Origin of the sequence: Pseudonocardia zijingensis (assembly GCF_042657305.1) — a bacterium.
GTDB lineage: Bacteria > Actinomycetota > Actinomycetes > Mycobacteriales > Pseudonocardiaceae > Pseudonocardia > Pseudonocardia zijingensis.
This window is the reverse complement of record NZ_JBHSKO010000011.1, coordinates 23,818-48,339: the sequence shown is the minus strand read 5'-3', so window position 1 is coordinate 48,339 and position 24,522 is coordinate 23,818. Positions and strand designations below refer to the sequence as shown.

At 74.4% G+C, this 24,522-nt stretch carries 19 protein-coding genes; 13 read left to right on the top strand and 6 right to left on the bottom strand.

Translation table 11 applies throughout. From position 1 onward, the window contains the following. The first annotated feature begins 43 nt into the window (after window positions 1–43). From ACFPL3_RS21680 to ACFPL3_RS21665, 4 genes are read left to right on the top strand one after another with little or no spacing between them, the layout of a single operon-like run. Window positions 44–679, top strand: coding sequence for a bifunctional 4-hydroxy-2-oxoglutarate aldolase/2-dehydro-3-deoxy-phosphogluconate aldolase (locus ACFPL3_RS21680; RefSeq protein ID WP_343943722.1), 636 nt, complete (start codon window positions 44–46; stop codon window positions 677–679). Further along, a complete protein-coding gene (locus ACFPL3_RS21675) occupies window positions 676–1,626 on the top strand; it encodes a sugar kinase (protein ID WP_343943723.1) in 951 nt (316 codons plus the stop codon). The genes ACFPL3_RS21680 and ACFPL3_RS21675 overlap by 4 nt, the downstream gene beginning before the upstream one ends. A 47-nt stretch (window positions 1,627–1,673) precedes the next feature. Then, window positions 1,674–3,113, top strand: coding sequence for an Nramp family divalent metal transporter (locus ACFPL3_RS21670; RefSeq protein ID WP_343943724.1), 1,440 nt, complete (start codon window positions 1,674–1,676; stop codon window positions 3,111–3,113). Between the two features lie 5 nt (window positions 3,114–3,118). Continuing rightward, window positions 3,119–3,823, top strand: a complete 705-nt coding sequence (locus tag ACFPL3_RS21665) for a pirin family protein (protein ID WP_343943725.1) — start codon at window positions 3,119–3,121, stop codon at window positions 3,821–3,823. Between the two features lie 10 nt (window positions 3,824–3,833). Here the strand turns inward: ACFPL3_RS21665 and ACFPL3_RS21660 are convergent, their stop codons facing one another. The 5 genes from ACFPL3_RS21660 to ACFPL3_RS21640 form a co-directional block, all read right to left on the bottom strand. Beyond that, on the bottom strand, window positions 3,834–7,895 hold the full coding sequence (locus ACFPL3_RS21660) for a serine protease (RefSeq protein ID WP_343943726.1): 4,062 nt from the start codon (window positions 7,893–7,895) through the stop codon (window positions 3,834–3,836). Between the two features lie 57 nt (window positions 7,896–7,952). Continuing rightward, entirely contained in the window at window positions 7,953–8,408 is a 456-nt protein-coding gene (locus tag ACFPL3_RS21655) for a DUF1707 SHOCT-like domain-containing protein (protein ID WP_379589592.1), read from the bottom strand. A gap of 80 nt (window positions 8,409–8,488) precedes the next feature. Then, window positions 8,489–10,804 (bottom strand): transglycosylase domain-containing protein, encoded by a 2,316-nt coding sequence (locus tag ACFPL3_RS21650; protein WP_343943728.1) that lies wholly within the window; start codon window positions 10,802–10,804, stop codon window positions 8,489–8,491. A 73-nt stretch (window positions 10,805–10,877) separates the two neighbouring features. Further along, on the bottom strand, window positions 10,878–11,549 hold the full coding sequence (locus ACFPL3_RS21645) for a maleylpyruvate isomerase N-terminal domain-containing protein (RefSeq protein WP_343943729.1): 672 nt from the start codon (window positions 11,547–11,549) through the stop codon (window positions 10,878–10,880). Window positions 11,550–11,577: 28 nt separating this feature from the next. Continuing rightward, window positions 11,578–12,648, bottom strand: a complete 1,071-nt coding sequence (locus tag ACFPL3_RS21640; protein ID WP_343943730.1) for a LacI family DNA-binding transcriptional regulator — start codon at window positions 12,646–12,648, stop codon at window positions 11,578–11,580. A 154-nt stretch (window positions 12,649–12,802) separates the two neighbouring features. On the opposite strand from ACFPL3_RS21640, the gene ACFPL3_RS21635 reads away from it, so the two are divergent. The 7 genes from ACFPL3_RS21635 (at window position 12,803) to ACFPL3_RS21605 (ending at window position 20,823) form a co-directional block, all read left to right on the top strand. Beyond that, entirely contained in the window at window positions 12,803–14,089 is a 1,287-nt protein-coding gene (locus ACFPL3_RS21635) for an ABC transporter substrate-binding protein (RefSeq protein ID WP_343943731.1), read from the top strand. A gap of 5 nt (window positions 14,090–14,094) precedes the next feature. Next, window positions 14,095–15,039 carry a carbohydrate ABC transporter permease gene (locus ACFPL3_RS21630; protein WP_343943732.1) on the top strand — a complete coding sequence of 315 codons (945 nt, stop codon included), beginning with the start codon at window positions 14,095–14,097 and terminating at the stop codon, window positions 15,037–15,039. Window positions 15,040–15,142: 103 nt separating this feature from the next. Then, window positions 15,143–15,958, top strand: a complete 816-nt coding sequence (locus tag ACFPL3_RS21625) for a carbohydrate ABC transporter permease (protein WP_343943733.1) — start codon at window positions 15,143–15,145, stop codon at window positions 15,956–15,958. 13 nt (window positions 15,959–15,971) lie between these two features. Further along, complete coding sequence (locus ACFPL3_RS21620; RefSeq protein ID WP_343943734.1) at window positions 15,972–16,739, top strand: SDR family NAD(P)-dependent oxidoreductase; 768 nt, start codon at window positions 15,972–15,974, stop codon at window positions 16,737–16,739. Continuing rightward, window positions 16,736–18,253: a heparinase II/III domain-containing protein gene (locus ACFPL3_RS21615; RefSeq protein ID WP_343943735.1), complete on the top strand. Its 1,518-nt coding sequence runs from the start codon at window positions 16,736–16,738 to the stop codon at window positions 18,251–18,253. Before ACFPL3_RS21620 ends, ACFPL3_RS21615 begins: the two co-directional genes overlap by 4 nt. After that, the gene (locus ACFPL3_RS21610) at window positions 18,254–20,143 is read left to right on the top strand and encodes a heparinase II/III family protein (protein ID WP_343943736.1); all 1,890 of its coding nucleotides are present in this window, start codon (window positions 18,254–18,256) and stop codon (window positions 20,141–20,143) included. After that, the gene (locus ACFPL3_RS21605; RefSeq protein WP_343943737.1) at window positions 20,140–20,823 is read left to right on the top strand and encodes a hypothetical protein; all 684 of its coding nucleotides are present in this window, start codon (window positions 20,140–20,142) and stop codon (window positions 20,821–20,823) included. Before ACFPL3_RS21610 ends, ACFPL3_RS21605 begins: the two co-directional genes overlap by 4 nt. A 317-nt stretch (window positions 20,824–21,140) precedes the next feature. Here ACFPL3_RS21605 and ACFPL3_RS21600 read toward each other — a convergent pair whose 3' ends face one another. Continuing rightward, window positions 21,141–21,821, bottom strand: coding sequence for a GntR family transcriptional regulator (locus tag ACFPL3_RS21600; RefSeq protein WP_343943738.1), 681 nt, complete (start codon window positions 21,819–21,821; stop codon window positions 21,141–21,143). Between the two features lie 104 nt (window positions 21,822–21,925). Here ACFPL3_RS21600 and ACFPL3_RS21595 point away from each other — a divergent pair, with 104 nt between their 5' ends. Both ACFPL3_RS21595 and ACFPL3_RS21590 read left to right on the top strand, forming a co-directional pair. Beyond that, window positions 21,926–22,834 carry a dihydrodipicolinate synthase family protein gene (locus ACFPL3_RS21595; RefSeq protein WP_343943739.1) on the top strand — a complete coding sequence of 303 codons (909 nt, stop codon included), beginning with the start codon at window positions 21,926–21,928 and terminating at the stop codon, window positions 22,832–22,834. Then, the gene (locus ACFPL3_RS21590; RefSeq protein WP_343943740.1) at window positions 22,831–24,522 is read left to right on the top strand and encodes a dihydroxy-acid dehydratase; all 1,692 of its coding nucleotides are present in this window, start codon (window positions 22,831–22,833) and stop codon (window positions 24,520–24,522) included. The genes ACFPL3_RS21595 and ACFPL3_RS21590 overlap by 4 nt, the downstream gene beginning before the upstream one ends.

Below are 24,522 nucleotides of genomic sequence, written 5' to 3'. Positions count from 1 at the left end.
GAAGGGGGGACCACCGCCCGTGACCGAAACCAGCGCTCCGGACGTGCCACGCGTCCCAGTGGGACCCGGCCTCGCCGCCACCCGCGTCGTCGCGATCCTGCGGGCCGAGAACGCCGACCGCGCCGAGGCCGTCGTGGACGTGCTCGTCGAGGCGGGCGTGCGCAGCCTCGAGCTGACGCTCACCACCAAGGGGGCCCTCGACGTGGTCGAGCGCCTCGCCGCCCGCGTCCCGGCCGATGTCGAGGTCGGGGTCGGCACCGTCCTGACCGGCGCCGACGTCGACCGCTCGGTGGACGCGGGCGCGCGGTTCGTCGTGTCGCCCTCCGTGGAGCCGGAGGTGATCGCCGCGGCGCTGCGCCACCGCATCGCGAGCTACCCCGGCGCGTTCACCCCCACCGAGATCACCGCGGCGTGGCGGGCGGGCGCGAGCGCGGTGAAGCTCTTCCCGGCGGGCCGGCTCGGGCCCGGGTACCTGAAGGACGTGCGCGCCCCGCTGCCCGACATCCCGGTGGTGCCCACCGGCGGCATCGACGTGCCCGCGGTGGGCGACTGGCTCGCCGCGGGCGCGATCGCCGTGGGGATGGGCGGGCCGCTGGTCGGCGACGCGCTCTCCCCGGACGGCGACCTCACCGCGCTCGCGCAGCGGGCCGCGGCGGCGCTCGAGGCGGCGCGCTCGTGAGCGGGGGGCTGGTCACGCTCGGCGAGACGCTCGGGCTGCTCGTGGCCGACGACGTCGGCCCGATGTCGCTGACGCGCGGGATGCGGCTGTCCATGGGCGGCGCGGAGTCCAACGTCGCGATCGGGGTGGCGCGGCTGGGCACGCCCGCCACCTGGATCGGGCGGCTGGGCCGCGACCCGGTCGGCGACCTCGTGGAGCGCAACCTGCTCGCCGAGCGGGTGCGCGCGGTGGTGCACCGCGACGACGCGCCCACCGCGCTCATGCTGCGGGAGCGGCGCACCGGCACGGTGCAGAACGTCACCTACTACCGCCACGGCAGCGCGGGCTCGCACCTGTGCCCCGAGGACGTGCCGCCCGGCGTCGTCGAGGAGGCCGGGGTCCTGCACCTCACCGGGATCACGCCCGCGCTGGGCGAGGGTCCCGCCGCCGCCGTGCGGGCGGCGCTGGCCCGGGCGCGCGATGCGGGCGTGCCGGTGTCGGTGGACCTCAACTACCGCTCCCGCCTGTGGGACGCGGCCACGGCCGCCCCGGTGTTCCGGGAGCTCGTGGCGGGCGCGGACATGGTCTTCGCCGGCGACGACGAGGCGCGCATCGCGCTCGAGGTCGACGAGTCGACCGGGCCGGAGAAGCTGGCCTCCGGGCTGGCCGAGCTGGGCCCGCGCGAGGTCGTGATCAAGCGCGGCCGCCACGGGGCCACGGCGCTCGTGGACGGCCGCTCGATCGACGTGCCCGCGGTGCCCGTGACCGTGGTCGACAGCGTCGGCGCCGGCGACGCCTTCGTGGCCGGCTACCTCGCGTGCCGGCTCGCCGGGCGCGACCCGGACGAGGGCCTGCGCACGGCGGCCGTCACGGGTGCGCTCGCCGTGACCGTGCCGGGCGACTGGGAGGCATCCCCCCGGCCACACGAGCTCAGCCTCCTCGGCGCGGAGGAGGACGTGCGCCGCTGACGCCGCACGGACGTATCAACCCTGACCCCCCGAAAGGCCCACTACCGATGTCCGCCCCTCACGACGAGCCGGTCGCCACCGACCCGTCGACGCTCTTCCCCACCAAGTACCTGCCATCACCGCAGGTGCGCGACCTGCCCGCACCGCCGCTCAACCAGTGGCGGTTCGTCGGCCCCGGCATCATCGCCGCCGGGGTCGGCCTCGCGAGCGGGGAGTTCATCCTCTTCCCCTACATCGCCTCCCAGATCGGCCTCGGCTTCGTGTGGGCGGCGCTGCTGGGGCTCATCACCCAGTACTTCCTGAACATGGAGATCGAGCGCTACACGCTCGCCACGGGCGAGACCGCGATCACCGGGTTCAGCAGGCTGTGGCGGCACTGGGGGCTGGTGTTCGCGATCCTCGCGTACTTCGCGAACCTGTGGCCCGCCTGGGTCACCAGCTCCGGCACGCTGTTCAGCTACCTCTTCGGCGGCAGCCCGTCGATCATCGCGATCGTGCTCCTGGTGCTGGTCGGGGCGATCCTCACCCTCGCGCCGGTGGTCTACAACGCCCTGGAGCGGGCGCAGATGCTGAAGGTCGCCGCCGTGGTGCTCCTGCTCGTCGTCGGGGCGCTCTTCGCCGTGGGCGGGGCGTGGGCCGACGTGCCGCGCATCGCCACCGAGGCGCAGTTCCCCGCCGCCGAGCTCGGGTTCGCCACGCTCATGGGTGCGCTCGCGTTCGCCGGTGCCGGCGGTGGGCAGAACCTCGTGCAGAGCAACTGGATCCGCGACAAGGGCTTCGGCATGGGCTCGTACGTGCCGAAGATCGTGTCCCCGCTGACCGGCGAGCCCGAGGCCCGCGGCCGCGTCGGCTTCGTCTTCGCGCCCACCGCGAGCAACCTCGAGCACTGGCGCGGCTGGTGGCGCTTCGCCAACCGCGAGCAGCTGTGGACGTTCGTGCTGATCTCGTTCCTGTCGATCGTGTTCATGTCGCTGCTGGCCTACGCCACGGTGTTCGGCAACCCCGACGTCACGAACGACATCTCGTTCCTCAAGGTCGAGGGGAACGTGCTGATGGAGCGGGTCGGCACCTGGTTCGGCTACTTCTTCTGGGTCGTCGGCGCGGTGTCGCTCTTCGCCGCGGCGCTGGGCATCGTCGACTACACGAGCCGGCTGGCGGCCGACGTGCTGAAGACGATGTACGTGCCGGACGCCTCGGAGAGCAAGCTCTACGCCGGGCTGGTGTGGGGCCTCGCCCTGATCGGCATCATCGTGATCTCGGCCGGGTTCTCGCAGCCGATCGTCCTCGCGGTGATCTCGGCCTGCGTGGGCGGGGTGATGATGTTCATCTACTCCGGCCTGCTGATCGTGATCAACAAGAAGATGCTGCCGGCGGCCATCCGGATCCGCGGGTTCCGGGTCGGCGCGCTGGTGTGGTCGGTGCTGCTGTTCGGCGTGCTCGCGGTGCTGACGGTCATCCAGCAGGCCGGGAAGCTGTTCGGCGGCTGATCGGCGTGCGCGCGGTCGCCCGGGTCGAGCAGGCCCTCCACGCCGGCCCGGACGCCGAGGTCGACGACCGGTGGCTGCACGTGCGGCCCGGCGACCCGCGCACGGCGCCGTTCCTGGTGCTGTCCGAGGACCGGATCACGAGCCCGGGCTTCGAGTGGCACCCGCACCACGGCATCGAGACCGTCACGGTGGTGCTGGACGGCGCGCTCGAGCACGAGGACGACGCCGGGGGCGCCGGGGTGCTGCGGGCGGGCGACGCGCAGTGGATGACCGCCGGGCGCGGCATCGTGCACCGCGAGGTCGCCGGCCCCGGCGGGCACGCACACGTGCTGCAGCTGTGGGTGGACCTGCCCGCCGGGGCACGCTCGGCGGAGCCGGGCCACCAGCAGCTGCGGTCCGCGGACCGGCCGCGCCTCGCCCGCGCCGGCGTGGAGGTCGACGTGCTGGCGGGCGAGGTCGGCGGTGTCGTCGGCCCCGCCCGGCCGGCCGCGCCCGCGCAGGTCGTGCTCGTCACGCTGGCCGCGGACGCGGAGCTCGGCCTGCCGGTGCCCGCCCACCACCGCGCGTTCGCGCTCGTGGTGGACGGGGAGGCCGTCGTGGCGGGCGTGGTCGTGCCCGCGCGGAACACGGCCTGGTCGGAGCCGGGCGGCACGGAGCTGCCCCTGCGGGGCGGTGCGGCCGGGGCGCGCCTGCTGGTGGCGAGCGCCTGACGGCCGGAGCTCAGCCGGCCGCGCAGGGGTGGTCGAACCCGACGCCCGGCGGCAGCAGCGCGCGCTCCTCCTCGGTGAACGGCTGGTCGGCGATCCCGCACAGCCGATCCGCCCACTGCTGCGCCGAGAGCGGCAGGCTGAACGGCACCCCGCCGCTCTCGGTGGAGATGCGCAACTCGCGGCCGTCCTCGGTCACCTCGCTGAAGCGGTACATCGCCGGTAGCGCGAAGGCGCCGCTCTCCGCGCCGCGCTGCGGATCCCAGAACACGACCTGTTCGACACCCTGGTGGCGGATGGTGACGACGTGGCCGTCCTGGGAGACGCCCAGCAGCACGACCGTTCCGGGTGCGGGGAAGGCGGGCCGGACCGGCTGCATGTCGTCGGCGGACCTGATCTCCAGGTTCGAGCCGAGGGTCAACGCGACGACCCGGTCGCCGGACGGGAAGAACGCCCACGTGATCGGCTGCAGCGTGCCCGTGGCCGCGACGTCGGCGATCCGCCTGCCCTGCTGGAGGTTCCAGACCGCCGACCCGAGGTTCTTCACCACGAGGAGCTCGTCCGGGCGGCCCGGCCGGACCGCGATCTCCGGGCTGCTCCGGAACTCGGACTCGGGCAGCCGCAGGTCGTGCAGCAGCCCGCCCGTCGCGCGGTCCCAGACCCTCACCAGGTGCTGGGCGGCCACCACGATCCGGTCGTCGGTGACCAGGACCCGGGGGTTGCGCGCGGGGTCGCCGGTGCGGATCGGGTGCTCGGAGAGCGGGTCGAGCGTGGGGAGGGCGAGATCCATGACCGTCCACCCCCGCGGGGGCGGCACCACCGTGACCAGCCCCCTGCCGACACGGCTGAATCCGCCGGCGTCGAAGCCGTCGTCGGCGGCGGTCAGCTCACCGAGGGGGCGCAGCTCCTGGTCGAGGACGGCCAGCCGGCCCACCTCGAAGGCCACCGTGTAGCGCTCGTCGTCCACGGGCCACAGGGTCGTGCCCTGGTCCGCGGGGACCGGCCGGGCCCGCAGCCGCAGGAGGGAACTCCCGTGTGCGAGCAGGACCGCGGGGGAGGCGTCGTCCCCGACGACCGCGAGCGGGACGGTGGCGCGCGCGTTGAGAGCCTGGCGCGTGTCCGGCGGGAGCGCCAGCCCGTACGTCCGGCCGTCGGCGAGCCGGGTGAGACGCGCCGCCCGGCTGCTGGTGCCCGCGTTGAAGCCGGTGATCTCGAGGAGGTGCTCCCCGTCGCCGGTGACCATCAGCGGGATCTCGCCCGAGCAGCCGCCGCCGAGGGGGAACCGGCGGATCTCGGCGCCGTCGGCCAGCCCCCGCAGGACCGCGGTCGTCCCGTTCTCCTCGCAGCTCAGGACCCGCGCGTCGGCGGCGGCGGTGGTCACGCTGCCCGGCGGGTACTGGGCGACCTCGGCGCCGTCGGCCAGCGACCGGACGAGCAGCGGGCCCACCTCGGCCGCGTCGGCGCCCGCCTGGAGCACCACCAGGCCCGGGTCGCGCGGCAGCTCCACGCGGACGCCGCCCGGGTCCGCGATGGGCGCCACCTCGTGGGGGATCGCCGCCCCGGTGCGGGTGTCGCGCAGCTCCAGCGAGAACACGCCGGGCTCGGTCGGCTGCATCCACCCCGCCCGCGCCGCGTCCACGTCCATCTCGACGAGGGCGCCGGAGGGCGCGACGATCCCCGCCGGCGTCCGGACCGGGCCGCTGCGGGTCGGGACGTCCCAGCGCAGGAGATCGCCGTTCCCTGCGAGTCCGACCAGCGTGGCGCCGCCGTCGATGAACCCCGCGGTGCGGAAGTCGGCCGGGAGCGGCACCACCCAGCGGGAGGGAGCGCCTACGGCCAGTCCGTCCAGCACCGCCAGTCCCGGACCGCTGCGCACCAGCGCTCGATCCGCCCCGGGAGCCACGACGACCGTGTCCAGGTAGCTGCCCCGGACGTTCGGGAACGCCGTCTCCACCGACCGCATGGCGAGGTACTGGTTGACCAGCGCGGTGCGGGCCGAGCCGTTGGCCGGGTCGAGGTGCCATGCGGTGAGGGCGAGCCGGGTGGCGAGGAGCGGGTCGACGCCTGCCTGCGCGAGCGCTGCCTGGGCCACCAGCTCGGCGTTGGCGAGGCGCAGCTGCTGGTCGACCCGGTTTCCCCGGGCGACGGCGACGACGGCGAGGGAACCCGCGGCCAGCACGAGCACGGCCAGCAGCGCGGTGACCAGCCGCCAGCGGCGGACCTCGCGCCGCTGTCGGGCCCGGCTGCGCCGGATGTACTCGCGACCGGCCTCGGAGATGTCGGCCGACCGCGTGGGGACCCAGTCCAGCGCGCTCGACAGCGGGGTGCCGCGCAGCAGCGCGCCGTCGTCGCGCCCGGCGTCGTCCCAGCGCTCCCGCTGCGCGTCGAGCTGGGCGCGCCAGGCGAGGAAGTCGCGGTCCTCGGTGAGCCAGTCGCGCAGCCGCGGCCAGTGGGCGATCAGCGCCTGGTGGGCGAGCTGCACGTGCTCGGTGCCGGTGGCCGAGTGGGCGATCACCACGAGCCGGCCCGCCGCGAGGCGGTGCACCACCGGGCGCAGGTCGGCGGGGACGTCGGCCCACGGCAGCGACGCGCGGGTGAACCGCCCGTCCCGGTCGGGGGTGGCGAGCGAGGTGAGCAGGCGACGCAGCCGCGCGGCGTCGTCGGGGTCGGTGAACCCGGCCAGCACGGACTCGGCGTGCGTGGCGATCACCCCGGCCACCCCGCCCGCCTCCTCGTAGGCGCGGATCGTGAGGTAGCCGCCCTCGCGGCGCGACCACAGCTCGGTGAGCAGCGACTCCAGCAGCGGGAGGCCGCCCGGCTCGGCCGCGGCGTCGTCGAGGATCCGGTCGACCAGCCCGGGCTCGAACGACAGGCCGGGGGCCCGCTCGGCGGGCGCCACGACGGCGTCGCGCAGCTGGCCGCGCTGCATCGGCGGCACCAGCACCGTGCCCGTGCCGAGCAGGCCGGCGAGCTCCGGCACGACCACCTCGTCGAGGGTGGCCGAGCGCAGCGTCAGCACGGCGCGGACGCGCGGGGCGGCCGGTGCGTCCCCGGTCACCAGCTCGCCCACCCGCTCGAGCAACGCGCGGGCAGCGGCGGGCTGGCCGGCGGCGAGCTCCTCGAACTGGTCGACGACGAGGACGACGTCGCTCCCGTCCGCCCCTTCTCTTGCGCCGTCGGGTGCGAGCGCGGCGGCCAGCGCGGGCTCCACCGGCTGCCCGGGGATCGGGGTGAGCCGGGCGATCCGGGTGCCCGACGCCCGCAGCCGCGGCACGAGACCTGCTCCCACCAGGGAGGACTTCCCGACCCCCGAGGGGCCGACCACGGCCACCAGCGGGTGCGCCGCCACCGCGGCGGCAAGGACGTCCACGTCGGCGTCGCGGCCGAAGAAGAACTCCGCGTGCTCCTCGGTGAACGGCTCCAGCCCGCGGTAGGGGCACGGGAGCAGCTCCGGGTCGGCGCCCAGCACCTGGTCGACGGGCACGAGGTAGGCGGTGGTGGTCGTCCCGCTGCGGTCGGCCGCCACCGTCATGCCGACGACCGCGCCGGTCTCCTCGTGCCACACCGGCGCCCCGCTGAACCCCTCGACGATGGGCTGGTCGCCCACCGCCGACTGCAGCTGGAACCAGCGCGTGCCCTGCGCGCCGCGGATCCGGCCGGTGGTCCAGACCCCGTCGACCATGCCCTCGGGGAACCCGAGCACCCGGAACGGGTGGTCCCACAGCTGGTCGACGCGGCGCAGCGGGGGCACCCGGGCCTCGTGGGGCAGCGGGTCCACGGGCCGCAGCACGGCGATGTCGCCGGTGCCGTCCTCGGCGATCGGCAGCCACCGGTGCACCAGCGCCCGCACCGGCTCGCCCGGCAGCATCGGGAAGTCCAGCCGGACGTGGCCCGGCGGGGGCTCCGGTGCGTACGGGTCGGAGCCCACCGCGCTCGCCACCACGTGGGCGCAGGTGGCCACCAGGTCCGTGCCCACGAGGAAGCCGGCGCCGACCACCTCGCCGCCGCCGGTCAGCACCCGAACCGCCACCCTCGCTGCGAGCGTGTGGTCCTGGCTGGTCGACGGCACCGTCATGAGCCCCCCACCATGATCCCCCCGGCTGATCACCGCACAGCCTAGGCGGCACCCCGCTCAGGCGGGCATGGGCGGTGCGGGGTCGCGCGGGGCGAAGCGGTGGTGCACCAGCAGGGTCAGGCCGAGCCAGAACATCGGCACCACCGGCCAGAAGAACGGCGCCGGGTCCATCGCCCAGCGCGTCACGAGGAAGACCGCGAGGAACCCGACGATCGTCGCGTGCACGGCGAGCCGCCTGCGCCCGCGATCGCTGAGCGGGCCGCGGCGCCGGCCGCGCGCGGGCTCCGGCGGGGGCGGCGTCTCGGCGGGCAGGTCGGCCGTGAGCGGCACGAGCTCGTCACGGGTGACGGCGGCGTAGGCGGCGGCCTGCCGCTCGTCGGCCTCGGCGATCGTGAGGAGCCCGTCGGCCGCGGCCGCGCGCAGGCGGCCGGCCACGGCCTCGCGTTCGGCGTCGGAGGCGCGCACACCGGGGCTGCCGGGCTGGTTCCCGGGGTGGTTCTGCTGTGTCGTCATGCCCTCGATGCTGGCCCGGGGGAGCGGCGACGGCGTCGGCCCCGCGGAGGCATCGCGGGTACGCCCGGGGCGGTAGGAGATCAGCCGGTGCCGGGTGCCGGGGGCGGTGGCGGCACCCGGCCGGTGCTGATCAGCAGTGACACGGTCTCCTCCGGCAGGGCGGTGCCGCGGGGCGATTGGCCGACCACGATGCCTGCGGGCGCCGCGTTGTCGACCGTGCCGACGGTGACCGGGAAGCCCGCGCGTTCCAGCACGGCGCGGGCGTCGGCCTCGGGCCGCCCGATGACGTCGGGGATCCGCGTGGCGGCGCCGCCCTCCACGTAGCGGGGGTCGGTGGGCGGCAGCGGCAGCACCGGGTCGTCGGCGAGCAGCGGCTGCATCGTGCCGAACCAGGTCTGGGCAGGGGTGCGGCCGCCGAAGATCGTGCCGCTGCGGCACGCGAACGGGGCGCCGGGGCCGTCGCAGAGCGGGCGGGGGTGCGCCGAGTTGTCGAACGTGATCACGGCGCCGGACATCTGCGGCACCACCCCGAAGAACGCGGCCGACTGGTGGACCTGTGTGGTGCCGGTCTTGCCCGCCATCGGCCGGTTCCAGCCCACCTGGCTCGCGGCGCCCGCCGCGGTGCCACCGGGCTTGTCGTCCCTGGACAGGCCGGTGAGCAGGGTGTTGGCCAGCCCGGGCTCCACCACCTGCTCGCACGGCGCCTCGGTCACGGGCACCGGGTTGCCCGCGGGGTCGGTGATCGACTCGACGGGGTCGGGCGGGCACCAGGTGCCGGAGCTCGCGAGGGTGGCGCCGACGTTCGCGAGTTCCAGCACGCTCGTGGGGGTGACGCCGAGGGTGAACGAGGCCTGCCGCTGGGCCTTGGTGACCTCGGCGATCGAGCGGTCGGTGGCGCGTCCGGTGGCCGGGTCGACGAAGGGGGTGGTGGCGAGCGAGCGCATGCCCAGCCGCACCGCCATGTCGACCACGGGCGGCACGCCGGTGAACTCCTCGAGCCGGATGAACGCGGTGTTGGGCGACTGCGCGAGCGCGTCGGTGAGCGAGAGCCGCGGGGGGTAGCTGCCCGCGTTCTGCACGGGGATCGGGCGGCCGCTGCCGTCGCGGTAGATCGGCGAGGCGTACCCTCCTGGCGGCACCTCGATCTGGGTGTCGATGCCCAGGCCCTTCTCCATCGCCGTGGCCGCGGTGAAGATTTTGTACACCGAGCCCGCGCCGAGGTTCACCGGCTCGTAGGGCAGGCCGTAGCTGGTCTCGCGCGCGGCGGCGTCGAGCCCGTAGACGCGGCTTGAGCCCATCGCGAGCACCCGGTGCTGCCCGGTGCCGGGCTCGACGATCGCCATGACGTTCGCGGCGTCCGGGGAGTCGGGCGGCACCTGGGCCTTGAGCGACGCGGTCATCGCGGCCATCGTGTCCGGGTCGAGGGTGGTGCGGATCGTGTAGCCGCCCCGGTCGAGTTGGCTGCGCGGGATCCCGGCCTCCTCCAGGTACTCGATCACGTAGCTGCAGAAGAAGCCGTTGTCGCCCGCGCCGAGGCAGCCGTTGGGCCGGGTGTGCAGCGGGGTGTCGACGCCGAGGGGGCTCGCGAGCGACGCCTGCGCCTGCTCCTCGTCGATCATTCCCTGCTCGTGCATGAGCCGGATGACGAGGTCGCGCCGCTCGTGGGCGGCGTCCGGGTGGCGCACCGGGTCGAACCCGCTGGTGCTGCGCACCATGCCCGCGAGGAGCGCGGCCTGCGGGATCGTGAGCTGGTCGGGGGTGACGCCGAAGTACGTGCGGGCCGCGGCGGCGATGCCGTACGCGCCGTTGCCCCAGTACACGGTGTTCAGGTAGCGGATGAGGATCTCCTGCTTGGACAGCTGCTGCTCGAGCTGCAGCGCGATCTGCACCTCGCGCAGCTTGCGCGCCGGGGTCTGCTCCACCGCCTGGAGCCGCTCGGCCTCGGTGTTGGCGAGCACGTAGAGCGTGTAGTTCTTGACGTACTGCTGGGTGAGGGTGGACGCGCCCTGCTCGATGTCGCCGGCCGCGGTGTTGGCCAGCACGGCGCGCATGGTGCCGGGCCAGTCCACCCCGCCGTGTTCGAAGAAGCGGCGGTCCTCCACCGCGATGAGGGCAGCGATCATGGCGGGCGCCACGTCGTCGGTGCCGACGATCTCGCGGTCCTGGGCGAACAGGTGCGCGATCGGGGTGCCGCGGTTGTCGGTGATCGTGGTGGTCTGCGGCAGCGAGCCCGCGATGAGCTCGGCCGACACGCCGCTGAGGCTGTCGCTGGCCTGGGTGGCGGCCACGCCCGCACCGGCCGCCACCGGGTACGAGACGCCGGCCACGACCACCCCTGCGATCAGGCACAGGCCGAGCAAGAGCCCGACCGACCGAAGGATCAGACGCCCCCGCACGTCATCAACGCTAGCGGCGAATGCGCCACCGCGCAGTGAGAACGATGGCGTGAGAAACGATCAGAACAGCGGCTCACCCCAGCACGGGGAGCCGCGCGGCGAGCGGACCCGCCTCGCGGGCCTGTTCCTCGTCGGGCGCGAGCCGCCCGGTGCCGATCAGCACCGTGGTCTCGTCGGGCCAGGGGAGCGGGCCGCCGGCGAGCTCCTCGACGGTGCCGCGGGCGAGGGTGAGCGCCGCGGGCGCGGGCGGCGGCATCGTGAGCTCGGCCCCGAGGTCGAGGTGGTGCACCGCGAGCTCGAGTGCCCACGCGGCGAGGAAGTCACCGCTGCGCATGACGTGGCCCTGGGTCGCGACGGCCCCCTCGGGCAGGTCGGCCACGCGGTGCGCCACGGCGTCGGCGGTGGGGTGCAGGTTCGCCACGATGCCCGTGGGGCACCGGTAGGCGGCGCCCATGGACCGGACGAACCGCACGTGCCCGAGGGGGCTCGCCGCGGGCTGGGGACCCACCGGGAACCGCCAGTAGCTCGCCGCGTCGACGTCGGGGGCGCGGTCGGTGGGGCTGACCGCGCCGAGCAGCATCTCCTGCAGGCCGAGGTGGACGTGGACGAGCACGTCGCCGACGGTCCAGCCCCGGCAGCGGCTGGTGGCGAGCAGCTGGTCGGCGTCGAGGGCGTCCGCGACGGCCCGCAGGGCCGCCAGCCCGTCGAGGAACCCGGCTCGCCCGGCGTCGTGGTCGACGTGCACCGGGGAAGGCTAGGCCGTCCGGCGGTGACTACGGGGCGGGGGCCGGGCCGGTGGAGCTGCGCACCACCAGCTCCGGGCGCAGCAGCAGCGACCCGCCGGGGGCGCCGCCGTTGCCGGCGCGCTCGATGCCGGCCCGCAGGTGGGCGAACGCGGCGTCGGCCATCGCGGGCACCGGCTGGCGCACGGTGGTGAGCGGCGGCGTGGCGAGGTCGGCGAGCACGATGTCGTCGAAGCCGACGACCGACAGGTCCGTGCCCACCTGCAGGCCGGCGTCGCGGGCGCCTGCGATGATGCCGAGGGCGCACATGTCGTTGATCGCGACGATCGCGGTGGGCGGGCGGCCGGTGGCGAGCAGCTCGCGGGCGGCGGAGCGCCCGAGGTCGGGGAAGTCGAGGTCGCCGTAACCGTGCGCCGCCGGGTCGTGGTCGGCGGTGCCGGACCAGACCACGGCGTCGGCGGCGGTGAGGCCGAACTCCTCCAGCGCGGCCTCGAACCCGCGGAGGCGGGCGCGGCGGTTGACGCTGTGCAGCGAGCCCGAGACCAGGGCGAGCCTGCGGTGGCCCAGCTGCAGCAGGTGCCGGGTGGCGAGCTCGGTGCCCACGGCGTTGTCCACGGAGATGTTCACCAGCGAGGGCGGGTCGCCCGCCTGAGCCGTGCGGTCGAAGGCGATGAGGGTGAGGCCGCGCTCCACCAGCGGCAGCACGTGCTCCAGCGACGGCAGCGACGAGCAGAGCACGACGCCGCGGATGCCGTCGGCCCACAGCTCCTCGAGGTAGTCGCGCTCCCGGGCGGGGTCGCGCTCGCTGTTGCACAGCAGCACCCGGTAGCCGGCCTGCAGCGCCGCGGCCTCCAGATGGCGGGCGAAGGTGCCCCAGAACGGGTTGGCCACCGACGGCACCACCAGCCCGAGCGCCTGGGAACGGCCGGTGCGCAGCTGCCGGGCCGGGCCGTTGGGGCGGTAGCCGAGCCGGGCGATCGCCTCCTCGACCCGCTCGCGGGTCTGGGGCAGCATCCGCTCGGAGCGGCCGTTGAGCACGTTCGACACCGTGCTCGGCGACACCCCGGCCTCCGCGGCGACCTGGTGGATCGTCACACTCACGGAGCCTCCTCGGGACCACACCTCGCGGCGATGTCGATCGTTGACAGGTCATGCGGGCACACCTAGTTTGGTGCATCGTTGCAATGGTGCAACGTTGCAGTGGTGAGCGCCACCCGACCGGCCGATCCACACCGCAGTGGAGGGGAGCTCGACGATGACCATCCGACACCGGTCCGTCCTGCGGGCCGTGGCGGCCGCAGCGGCCGGCCTCGTGGCCCTCGCCGCGTGCGGGGGGCCGGCTCCCGGTGGTGGCACCGGCGACGGCACCGTCAGCGGTGAGATCACCCTCCTCACCCCGATCTTCGAGGGCGCCGACGGCGCCGCGGTGCTCGAGGAGCAGATCGCGGCGTTCCAGCAGCAGTACCCTGGCGTCACGGTGAAGCCGGACTACACCGACTACGGCACCCTCAACGAGAAGCTCACCGCCTCGATCGCGGGCGGCCAGCCCTACGACGTGATGCTCATGGGCATCGGGTGGGTCCCGCCGTTCGCGGCCAAAGGCGTGCTCGCCGACCTGGGGAAGGACCCGGCGGAGCTGGCGTCGCGCTACTACGAACGCACCGTGGAGGCGGGTGTCCACGACGGCAAGGTCTACGCGCTGCCGATCATGCTCGACACCCGCATCGGCATCTACCGCAAGGACTTCTTCGCCGAGGCCGGCATCACCGAGCCGCCGAAGAGCTTCGCCGAGATGCGCGAGTACGGGCGCATGCTCACCCAGCGCGCCCCCGACGGCACCCTCACGCGCGCCGGGCTCGACGTGCTCGGCATCGACCCGCGGCAGGCCTACGAGACCCTGCTCTGGGCCGCGGGTGGCGAGCTGTTCACACCCGACGGCAAGCCCGCGTTCAACTCGCCGGAGGGCGTGGCGGCGCTGCAGATGATGACCGACGTCATCCGGGTCGACCGCAGCGAGGACATCGGCTTCACCATGCCCAACTCGCCGACCGGCAACGTGATGGCGCAGGGCAGGGCGGCGATGATGGTCGGCCACCACCACTTCTGGACCGAGATCGAGAAGGCGGCCCCCGAGCTGATCGCGGAGGACAAGCTCGGCTTCTTCGTGATCACCGACCAGCGCCCGGCCGTGTTCCAGGGCGGCACCCTCGCCACGGTGGCGGCGCAGAGCCGCAACCCGGCCGCGGCGACGGCGTTCGCCGAGTTCCTGGCCTCCGAGGGCCCCTCGCTCGCGGCCAACGAGCAGCGCGGCAACATCCCGGCGCTCAAGTCGCTGGAGTCCTCCGAGTTCGTGCAGAAGAACAAGGCGATCCAGTTCGCCATGGCGAACCTCGACCACGCCTACTCCGAGGGCGGGGTGCCGGCCTGGCTGGAGATCCGGGGCAAGTTCAAGGGGGCGGTCGAGAGCGCCCTGCTGGGCGAGAAGAGCCCGCAGCAGGCGCTCGACGACCTGGCGGCCGAGGCCACGGCCGCCACCGGGTGACGGGCGTGACCGCGGCGACGGCCACGAGGACCGCCACCCGCCCGGCCGGGCCCCGGCCGGGTGGGCGGCGGCGCCGCTTCGGCTACGAACGGCGGCGTGCCGCCTACCTGATGCTGGCCCCCGCGCTCGTGCACCTGGTGTGGTGGATCGGCATCCCGACCGTCGCCACGTTCGTGCTGGCGCTCACCCACTACGACATCCTCGCCGGCACGATGACGTGGGCGGGCCTGGACAACTTCGTCGCGGTCCTGTCCACCCCCGGCTGGTGGGCGGCCACCTGGAACACCCTCGTCTACACCTTCTTCACCGTGCCGGTCGCGATGGCGATCGCCGTGGTGATCGCGGTGCTGCTCAACACCAGGCTGCGGGCGCGGGCCTGGTACCGCACCGCCGTGTTCATGCCCCACATCACCGCCACCGTCGCGATCGCGCTGGTGTGGATGTGGATGTACGAGCCGAACCTCGGGCTGCTGAACTGGGTGCTGTCGTGGTTCGGCATCCGGGGCCCCGCCTGGGTGGCCGACCCGGCGTGGGCGATGACCGCGGTGATCGTGATGAGCATCTGGAAGGGCATCGGCCTGAAGATGGTCATCTACCTGGCCGCGCTGCAGAGCATCCCGCACGAGCTGTACGAGGCCGCCGAGATCGACGGGGCGAGCGCCGTGCGCCGGTTCCTCTCCGTGACGCTGCCCATGCTGGGGCCGGCCACCTTCTTCGTCTTCATCGTGTCGCTGATCGACTCGTTCCAGGTGTTCGAGCAGTTCTACGTGCTCACGCCGCAGGGCGGGCCGGCGAACTCCACCACGGTGATGACCTACGAGATCTACCAGTCGGCCTTCGAGCGGTTCGACATGAGCACGGCGAGCGCGCAGAGCGTGGTCCTGTTCGTGTTCCTGCTCGCGTTGACCGTCATCGGCCGGCGGCTGTCCGGGAGGGACGATGTCGCCTGAGTCGGTACCGGCGCCACCGGCGCCGGTGTCGGGGGCGCCCGGGACGGGGCGGATGGGGGGTGCGCCCCGTCCCGGGCGGATCGTTCTGCACGCGGTTCTGATCGTGCTGTCACTGCTGATGGTCACGCCGTTCGTGTGGATGCTGCTCTCGTCGCTCAAGACGCACGAGGAGGTGCTGGCCTACCCGCCCACCTTCCTGCCGACGGTGTGGGACTGGGCCAACTACCCCGAGGCGCTGGAGTGGGCGCCGTTCGGCACGTACTTCCGCAACAGCCTGGTGATCGCGGTCAGCCACACCGTGATCAACGTGGTGATCGCCGCGATGGCCGGGTACGCGCTGGCCCGCGTCGAGTTCCGCGGCCGGTCGCTGGTGCTGCTGTTCGTGCTCGCGGCGATGATGATCCCGACGTTCTCGAAGCTGGTGCCCCAGTACCTGCTGGCGAAGACCATGCCGTTCTTCGGCGGCAACGACTTCCTCGGCCGCGGCGGCAGCGGCTGGCTGGACACGTGGTGGGGCCTCATAGTGCCCGGTGCCGTCACGCCGCTGGCGATCTTCCTGTTCCGACAGTTCTACCTGTCGCTGCCCCGCGAGCTGGAAGAGGCGGCGCGGATGGACGGCCTCGGTGAGTTCGGCATCTTCGCCCGCATCATGACGCCGCTGATGAAGCCGGCGATCGCGACGGTCGCCCTCATCACGTTCGAGAACGGGTGGAACAACTTCGTCTGGCCGTTGATCGTCACCCGCAGCGTCGACCTGCGGGTGATCCAGGTCGGGCTGGCCACGTTCCGGCAGGCCGACCAGGTCCAGTGGGAGTACCTGATGGCGGGCACCGTGCTCGCCACCCTTCCGATGATCGTGTTGTTCCTGTTCACCCAGCGGTACTTCGTGCAAGGCTTCGCCACCGCAGGAATCAAGTAGGTAGGGAGATCGTGTGAGCTTCGATCTGACGGGCCGCCGCGCCCTGGTCACCGGTGCCGGCCACGGCATCGGTGCGGGCATCGCCGAGGCGCTGGCCGCCGCGGGTGCCGACGTCGTCGTGCACTACGGGCACTCGGCCGGGCCTGCGGCCGAGGTCGTCGAGCGGATCGGCGCGCTCGGGCGCAAGGCCACCGCGGTCGGCGCGGACGTCACCGTCAGCGCCGAGGTCGACCGGCTCGTCGACGAGGCCGTCGGTTTCCTGGGCGGCCTGGAGATCGTGGTCACGAACGCGGGGCACCTCGTCGGGCGATCGCCGGTGGCGGAGATGAGCGACGAGCACTTCTCGAAGGTGGTCGAGGTGAACCTCGGGTCCACCTTCCGCACCGTCCGCGCGGCGATCCCGCACCTGCGCACGGCCGGCACGAAGGGCCGCGTCGTCACGATGGCCTCGCTCGCCGCCCACAACGGCGGCGGCGCGGGCGCTGCGGTCTACGCCGCCTCGAAGGCCGGGGTCGTCGGCCTGACCAAGGGCCTCGCCAAGGAGCTCGGCCCCGCCGGGATCACCGTCAACGCCCTCGCCCCCGGCTTCATCGGCGGCACCGCGTTCCACGACACCTTCACCCCGCCCGAGGCGCAGAAGGCGATGGTCGGGGGCATCGGCGTGGGCCGCGGCGGCACCGTCGAGGACGTCGCGGGCGCCGTGGTGTGGCTCTGCTCCGACGCCGCGTCGTTCATCAACGGCACCACCGTCGACATCGACGGGGGCGTCGGGTACCGGTGAGCCGGGGGGCGCCCGCGGTGCTGCCGGCCGAGCGGGGCGGGTGGTGGCACCACTACGTCTGCCCGGCGCACGGGGTCGAGCTGGAGCACGTCGGGCTGCTCACCGGCGAGTTCCCCGACGGCGGTGCGCCTTGCCCGCACGGGTGCCGGATCGACACCGCCGACGTGCGCGGCGCCTGGACCGTGCTCGCCCACCAGGCCTGCGCGCGGACGATCCTCGACGCGGCGTCGGGCCCGGCGGGCAGGCGGGCGGGTGCGGTGGCGCTGCTGCGCGAGTACGCGGGCCGCTACGCCGCGCTCGGCACCGCCGGGCACAACGGCGCCGCCGGCTGGATGCTGCGGGGCCGCCTGTTCCACCAGGCCCTCACCGAGGCGATCTGGGCGGTGACGATCGGGCGGGCGGCCCGGCTGCTCGGGGACCCGGTGCCCGAGCTCACCGCGGGGCTCGCCGACGCGGCCCGCACGGCCCGCGACTCGCTCGTGGCCGAGGGCCGGTTCCGCTCCAACTACACCGCCTGGCTGAACGCCGCGGGCGCCGCGTGCACGGGCAAACCCGAGTGGCTCGACGGGCCGCACGGGATCTTCGCGCACGTCCTCGCCGCCACCCACGCCGACGGCTGGGAGTGGGAGGCGAGCACCTACTACCACTCGTTCGTGCTGCGGGCCTACCGGCACGCGATCGCGGCCGTGCCCGGCGTGAAGGTGCCGGCCACCGTGCGGGCGCGCCTCGACGCGATGATCGACGTCCTGCGCGTGCTCGTCACGCCGGGCGGGCTGCTGCCCTCGTTGCACGACGGGCCCTACCGGCGCGCCGACTGGGACCGCGAGCTCGCCGAGCTGGACCTCACCCCCGCGGCGCGCCGCCCCGTCACCGTCCACCCGGACGCCGGGTACGCGCTCCTGAAGGGCGGCGGCGTCCACGCGGTGCTCGACTACGGGCCGCACGGCGGGTCCCACGGCCACCTCGACACGCTCTCGCTCTACCTCTACGGCGACGACGCCCCCTGGCAGCCCGACCCCGGGCAGGTCCCCTACGGGCACGCGTACTGGCGCCGCTACTACGCATCGACCGCGGCCCACCCCACGTTCTCGGTGGACGGGCTCGACCAGACCGAGTGCGCGGGGGAGCTGGTCAGCGCCGGTGCCGCCGAGGTCACCGTGGCGTGCGGCACCGCTTATGAGGGCGTGAGCGCCGTCCGGCGGGTGGCGCTCGCCCCGGACGGCACGCTGCGCGACGAGCTGTCCGTCTCCACCGACCGGCCGCGGCGCATCGCCGCGCACCTGCGCCCGGACGTGCCGCTCGCGGTCCGCACCGACCCCGACGGCACCGTCCACACCCGCTGGGAGGGCCGCCTGCACGGCACCCACACGGCCTCCGGCGCTGCGGCCCGCGTCGTCGCCCGGCCCGGTCCCGGCCCCGCCGATGACCCGCAGCGCACCCGCACCCACGTCGACTGGGTGGCCGAGGACGCCACCGCGGTCACGTTCCGATCGATCTACCGCGTAGGGAAGTAAGTGGAACCCCTGCTGATCGCCGGTCGCCTCGACGACCTGCGCGCCTCGCTCACGACCACGCACACCGCCCAGTGGCGCCGCCTCGCCGAGCAGTGCGAGTGGTACCGCGGGCAGACCCCGCCGCCCGAGCACCCCACGGCGAGCATCACCTACTTCGGCCCCGCCGCGGCCAACCTCGCGCTGGCCTTCCGGCTCACCGGGCAGCGCGGCTACCTGGACGAGGCGTGGCGCTGGATCGCCACGGCCATCTCCTACCCGCACTGGGGCAAGGCCAAGATGCCCGACCACGACCTCGACGCGGGCTGGCTGCTGCACGGGCTCTCGCTGGCCTACTCCTGGCTGCGCGACGACCTGCCCGCCGACCGCGCCGCCGCCCTGCGCGCCAAGCTGGAGCTGCAGGGGGAGCGGCTGTACGAGTTCGCGGTGCAGACCGAGGGCACGTGGTGGTCGTCCAGCTTCTGGCAGAACCACAACTGGATCTGCTACGCGGGCCTGGCCACCGCCGGCTACGCGCTGGACCGCCCCGAGTGGACCGCGCGGGCGCGCGACAACTTCGCCCAGGTCCTCGACCTGATGCCGACCGACGGGTCCGACTCGGAGGGCGTCGTCTACTGGCGCTACGGCGTGCCGTGGCTCGCGATCTACGTCGACCTGCTCGAACGCACCGAGGGCGTCGACTGGTGGCGGCGCGGGGAGTTCCTGGAGAACACGTTCACCTGGCGGCTGCACCAGTGCGCGCCCGGGTTCGAGGAGAACGTCGACCACGGCGACTGCCACGACCGCCGCAGCGGCCACAGCGTGGCGCTGTACTACCGGCTCGCCTCCGCCTACCGCGACGGGCGCGCCCGGTGGCTCGCCGACCGGGTGGCCCAGCGGTTCTTCTGGCGCGAGGCCTACGCGTCCGGTGTGAAGCCCGGCGTGATGGCCGAGGCGTTCTACGAGCTGCTCTGGTACGACCCCTCCGTCGAGCCGCTCGACCCGGCGGGCGAGCCGACGGCCGCGTACTTCCCGGACCTCGGCCAGGTCACCGCCCGCACATCCTGGGCAGACGACGCCGCTTTCGTCAGCTTCAAGGCCGCGCCGGGCGGCGGCCACACCGCGTGGGACACCTCCGAGCGGTTCCGCCGCGAGCGCGGCTGGGAGACCCTCTCGGCCGGGCACCACCACCCCGACGCCGGCGGGTTCGTGCTCGCCGCGCACGGCGCGTTCCTCGCCGTCGATTGCGGCTACTCCAACGCCAAGCGCGCCGCCGAGCACAACCTCGTGCTCGTCGACGGGCAGGGCTGGGCGGGGGAGGGGCGCTACCACGTCTACAAGGACCTGCCGTACGAGTCGCAGCCCCGGCTGCGAGACGCCGCGATCGTCGACGGGTGGGTGCACGCGGTGGCCGAGTCGGCCGCCATGTTCGACCCCACCCTCGGCGTGCGCCGCGTCGACCGCACGTTGGTCGTCACCCCGCGCGGGCGGCTCGTGCTGCGCGACGAGCTGGCGGCCGACGAGCCGCGCGAGTGGACGTTCCTCCTGCACAGCGACTGGCCCGCCGAGCCGGTCGAGGGTCGGTGGGCGGTCCGCTCGGGCTCGGGCATGGCGTGGCTGACCCCGCTCACGCCCGGCGTGCGCGTCGAGCAGACCGACACCGCGATCGAGGCCAACCCCACCGGCAGCACCCCCAGCCTGAAGATCACCAAGACGCTGCGCACCCTGCGGATCAGCACCCCGCGCGTCGCGGAGGCGGTGCTCCTCACGGCGCTCGAACCCACGGGCGCGCTCGACCCCGAGCCCGCCTTCGCCCGGGCGATCCCCGACGGTGTCGACTTCGGCGACGAGCAGGTCGTGCTCCCCGGGACGGGCGCCGTGCTGACCGCCGGGGACCGGGTGACGCGCTTGTGACCCCCACCCCGCAGCTGGACGAACGGCACCTTCGTACGCAAGACGCGTACGGGAGTGCCGTTCGTACCGCGGGATGGGAGCGCGCGGCCACGGGGTGGGCCGGGAGCGCCCTGCGGGGGCTCGAGTTCGTCGCCTACCCCGCGCTCGCGGGAGCGGCGTTCTGCCTGCTCGCGCTCGGCGTCGTCACCTGGCTGCCCGCACTCGCCGCGCTCGCGTCCGCCCTGCAGCGGTGGCGCCGCGACGGCGACAACCGCTGCTTCACCGGCGTGCTCGCCGCCTTCCCCGGGTACTGGCGCGCGCTCTGGCGCCACGCGCTCGTCGCCACCGCGGTGCTCCCTGCCGTGCTCGTCGCGATCCTGTTCCTCGCCGGCCGCCCCGAGCCGGTCGCGATCCCGCTGCTCGCCGTGCAGGTCGGCGGGCTGGCCGCCTTCGCCGTCTACCACCTCGCGCTCGCCGTGGTGGCCGGCGCCGACCCGCACGGGCGGCCGGCGTGGCGGGCCCGCGCCCTCGTGTTCGCGTTCGGCTCACCCCGGCGCGGCCTCGTGCTTCTCGCCGCGCTGCTGCTCGCCCCGGTCCTCGGCCTGCCCCTCGTCCTCGGGCCGCTGCTGTTCGGACCGAGCCTGCCGGTGCTGTGCGGCCTGGCGCTCCTCTCGCGGGGTGCGGCGGCGGCGCGGCGCTGACGCGGCCCCGGGCGCTCGCACACCGGGTGTCGCGCTCGCACATCGGTTGCAGTTGGTGTGCGGGTGGCCGGGGTGGTGTGTGAGCGCCCCGGGGGAGGGGCTGCCGGCGTCGGCAGGTGCTGGCACACCGGCTGTGGTGCCGGCACATCCGTTGCAGTCGGTGTGCGAGTCCGAGTGGTGGTGTGCGAGCACGTTGTCGATGTGTGGGCGCCCTGGGGTGGCGGTCGTCGGCCTGCCGGGGCCTCGCACACCGGTTGTGGTGCCGGCACATCGGTTGCAGTCGGTGTGTGGGCACTCGGGGTGGTGTGCGAGCGCGGTCAGTCCGTGCGGGCGCTGCGGAGGCGGTCGTAGGCGCCCACCAGGTGCTTGTCGATCACTGCGGTGGCGGCGCGGACGTCGCCCGCGGCCACGGTGTCGCGGACGGCGCGGTGCTCGGGGTGGGCGATCTCGTGGAAGTCGCGGCGGGCGCGGTGGCGGTCGTGCAGGAACATCGCGATCTGCCCGCGGATCTGCAGCCAGGAGCGCTCGAGGCGGGAGTGCCCCGCGGCCCGGACGAGGACGTCGTGGAAGGCGAGGTCGAGTTCGACGGCCTCCGCGGGGGCGTAGCCGGCGTCGAGCTTCCGCATCCGGTCGAGGACGGCGTCGAGTTCCGCGAGGTGGGCCGGGGTGAGACGGCCGCAGGCGCGCTCGACGGCGAGGCGCTCCAGCGCCCGCCGCAGCGTGTAGACCTCCTCGGCGTCCTCGGTGGTGAGGGCGATCACCTGGGCGCCCCGGTGGCGGCGCAGCACCACCAGGCCTTCGCGGGCGAGCTCGACGAGCGCCTCGCGCACCGGCCCGCGGCTCATGCCGAGCGCGGTGGCGAGCTCGGCCTCCCGCAGGTGCGCGCCCTGGGGGAGCAGCCCGGTGGTGATCATCTCGCGGATCGCGGGCACCACGGTGGCCGACAGCGCGGGGCTGGGCTGGGTCGCGATGGTGAGCTGGTCGAGCGGCCCGGGCACGGCGCCTCCCTCGCGACGGACGGTCGATTGTCAACAATTGACTTCCAGCAATTGCGAAGCAAGGCTACCGGCGGATCGCAACCACCGGACGACGGAGGAACGCCGTGCCAGTCGAGAAGCTCGCCCCGGGTGTGTGGGGTGTCCTCGCCACGCCGCTGACCGAGGACGGTTCGGCGGTCGACACCGCGTCGCTGACGCGCCAGGTGGAGCACTACGGGCGGATCGGGGCCACGGGCCTCACGGCGCTCGGCGTGTTCGGCGAGGCGGCGCGGCTGACGCCGGAGGAGCGGAGCACGGTCGTGTCCACGGTCGCGGCGGCGGCCGGGGACCTGCCGATGGTGATCGGGCTGTCCTCGCTGGACGCCGAGGGCGCCTGCGCGGAGGCCGAGAACGTGCTCGGGGTGCTCGACCGCTCGCCCGCCGGGTTGATGGTGCAGGTGGGCTCGCCCGACCCGGACGCGGTCGTCGCCCAGGCGAACACGGTGGCCGAGCGCACCGGGCAGGGGATCGTGGTGCAGGACTACCCGGTGGTGAGCGGGGTGTCGATCGCCACCGACGACCTGGTCGCCGCGGTGCGGCGGATCCCGTCGGCGGTGGCGGTGAAGTCGGAGTCCTCGCCGAGCCCGCCCGCCGTCGCCACGCTCGCGGCCGGGCTGGACGTGCCCGTGTTCGGCGGGCTGGGCGGCACCGGTCTGCTCGACGAGCTCGCCGTCGGCTCGGCGGGTGCGATGACGGGCTTCTCGGTGCCCGAGGGGCTCATCGCGTGCGTGACCGCGTTCCGGGACGGCGGGTACGCCGCGGCGCGCGAGGTGTGGCGCGACTACCTGCCGCTGGTGAACTTCGAGTTCCAGGCCGGCATCGCGTTGTCGCTGCGCAAGCACAGCTTCGTGCACCGCGGGCTGCTCGCCACGCCCGCGGTTCGCCCGCCGTCCAAGCTCGCCCCGGAGTCGATGCTCGGTCTGCTGCGCGAGCACCTGCGGCACACGCCGCACGCGCTGCAGGTCCCCTCGTGAGCGGTCTCGACCAGGGCTTCGCCCAGTACGGCGACGTCGCGTTCTCCCGGTTCCTGCGCCGCAGCTTCCTGCACGCGAGCGGGCGGTCCCCGGAGTCGTTCGAGCGGCCGGTGATCGGGATCGCCACGTCACCGAGCGACTTCAACCCCTGCCACCGGGCGCAGCCGGAGCTGGTGGGCGCCGTCGAGCGGGGGATCCTCGCCGCGGGCGGGCTGCCGATGGCCTTCCCGACGATCTCGCTGGGCGAGAGCTTCCTGACGCCCACCTCGATGGTGTTCCGCAACCTCATGGCGATGGACGTCGAGGAGATGGTGCGGGCGCAGCCGATGGACGCGGTCGTGCTCGTCGGCGGCTGCGACAAGACCGTGCCCGCGCAGCTCATGGGCGCGTTCTCCGCGGGCCGCCCGGCGATCCAGCTCGTCACCGGCCCGATGTCGACCGGCCGTCACCACGGCGAACGCCTCGGGGCGTGCACCGACTGCCGCAGGTTCTGGGCGCGGTACCGGGCGGGTGAGGTCGACGACGCCGAGATCGCCGACGTCGAGCGCAACCTCGCCACCACCGCGGGCACCTGCGCGGTGATGGGCACCGCGAGCACGATGGCCTGCATCGTGGAGGCGCTCGGGATGGCGCTGCCCGGCAGTGCCACCGCCCCCGCTGTGCACGCCGACCGGCTGCGGATCGGGGAGGCCACGGGCGCGGCCGCCGTCGAGGTCGCCCGGTCGGGCCGCACCCCGGACCAGGTGGTGACGAAGGCGTCCCTGCGCAACGCGCTGCGCGTGCTCCTCGCGATCGGCGGCTCGACGAACGCGCTGGTGCACCTCACCGCGGCGGCCGGGCGGTTGGGCCTGCGGATCGACCCGGACGAGCTCAACGCGCTCAGCGACACCACCCCGGTCCTCGTGGAGCTCAAGCCCACCGGCGCGCACTACATGGAGGACCTGCACGCGAGCGGCGGGCTCGCCGCGGTGCTGCACGAGCTGCGGGACCTGCTCGACCTGTCCGCGCCCACCGTGACCGGGCAGACCCTCGGCGAGGTCCTCGGCGACGGGCCCCGCTGGGTCGACCGCGCGGTGGTCCGGCCGCGCGTCGATCCCGCCCGGCCGGTCGGCGGGCTGGTCTGGCTGCGCGGGTCCCTCGCCCCGCAGGGCGCGGTGATCAAGCGGTCGGCCGCCGACCCGGCGCTGTTCGAGACCACCGGACGGGCGGTCGTGTTCACCTCGCTCGAGGATCTGGCCGCCCGGATCGACGACCCCGACCTCGACGTCGAGCCGGGCGACGTCCTCGTGCTGCAGAACGCGGGGCCGCGCGGTGCCGGCATGCCCGAGGCCGGCTACCTGCCGATCCCGGGCAAGCTCGCCCGAGCGGGCGTCACCGACATGGTGCGCATCTCCGACGCCCGGATGAGCGGCACCGCCTACGGCACGATCGTCCTGCACGTCACGCCCGAGGCCGCGGCCGGCGGCCCGCTGGCGCTGGTGCGCACCGGCGACCGGGTCCGGCTGTCCGTGCGTGAGGCCCGCCTCGACCTGCTCGTCGACGAGGCCGAGTTGGCCCGCCGCCGCGCCGCGCTGCCGGCTCCGCCGCCCGGTCCGCGCACCGGGTGGGGGCGGCTGTTCCACCAGCACGTGCTCGGCGCCGACCAGGGCTGCGACCTGGACTTCTGCGTACCGACGCCGGAGAGCTGA

Excerpts from the sequence above, each read along its gene's own strand:
- ACFPL3_RS21670 (WP_343943724.1), top strand. The coding sequence starts at position 1,674 with ATGTCCGCCCCTCACGACGAGCCGGTCGCCACCGACCCGTCGACGCTC.
- ACFPL3_RS21660 (WP_343943726.1), bottom strand. The coding sequence starts at position 7,895 with ATGACGGTGCCGTCGACCAGCCAGGACCACACGCTCGCAGCGAGGGTG.
- ACFPL3_RS21655 (WP_379589592.1), bottom strand. The coding sequence starts at position 8,408 with ATGACGACACAGCAGAACCACCCCGGGAACCAGCCCGGCAGCCCCGGT.
- ACFPL3_RS21635 (WP_343943731.1), top strand. The coding sequence starts at position 12,803 with ATGACCATCCGACACCGGTCCGTCCTGCGGGCCGTGGCGGCCGCAGCG.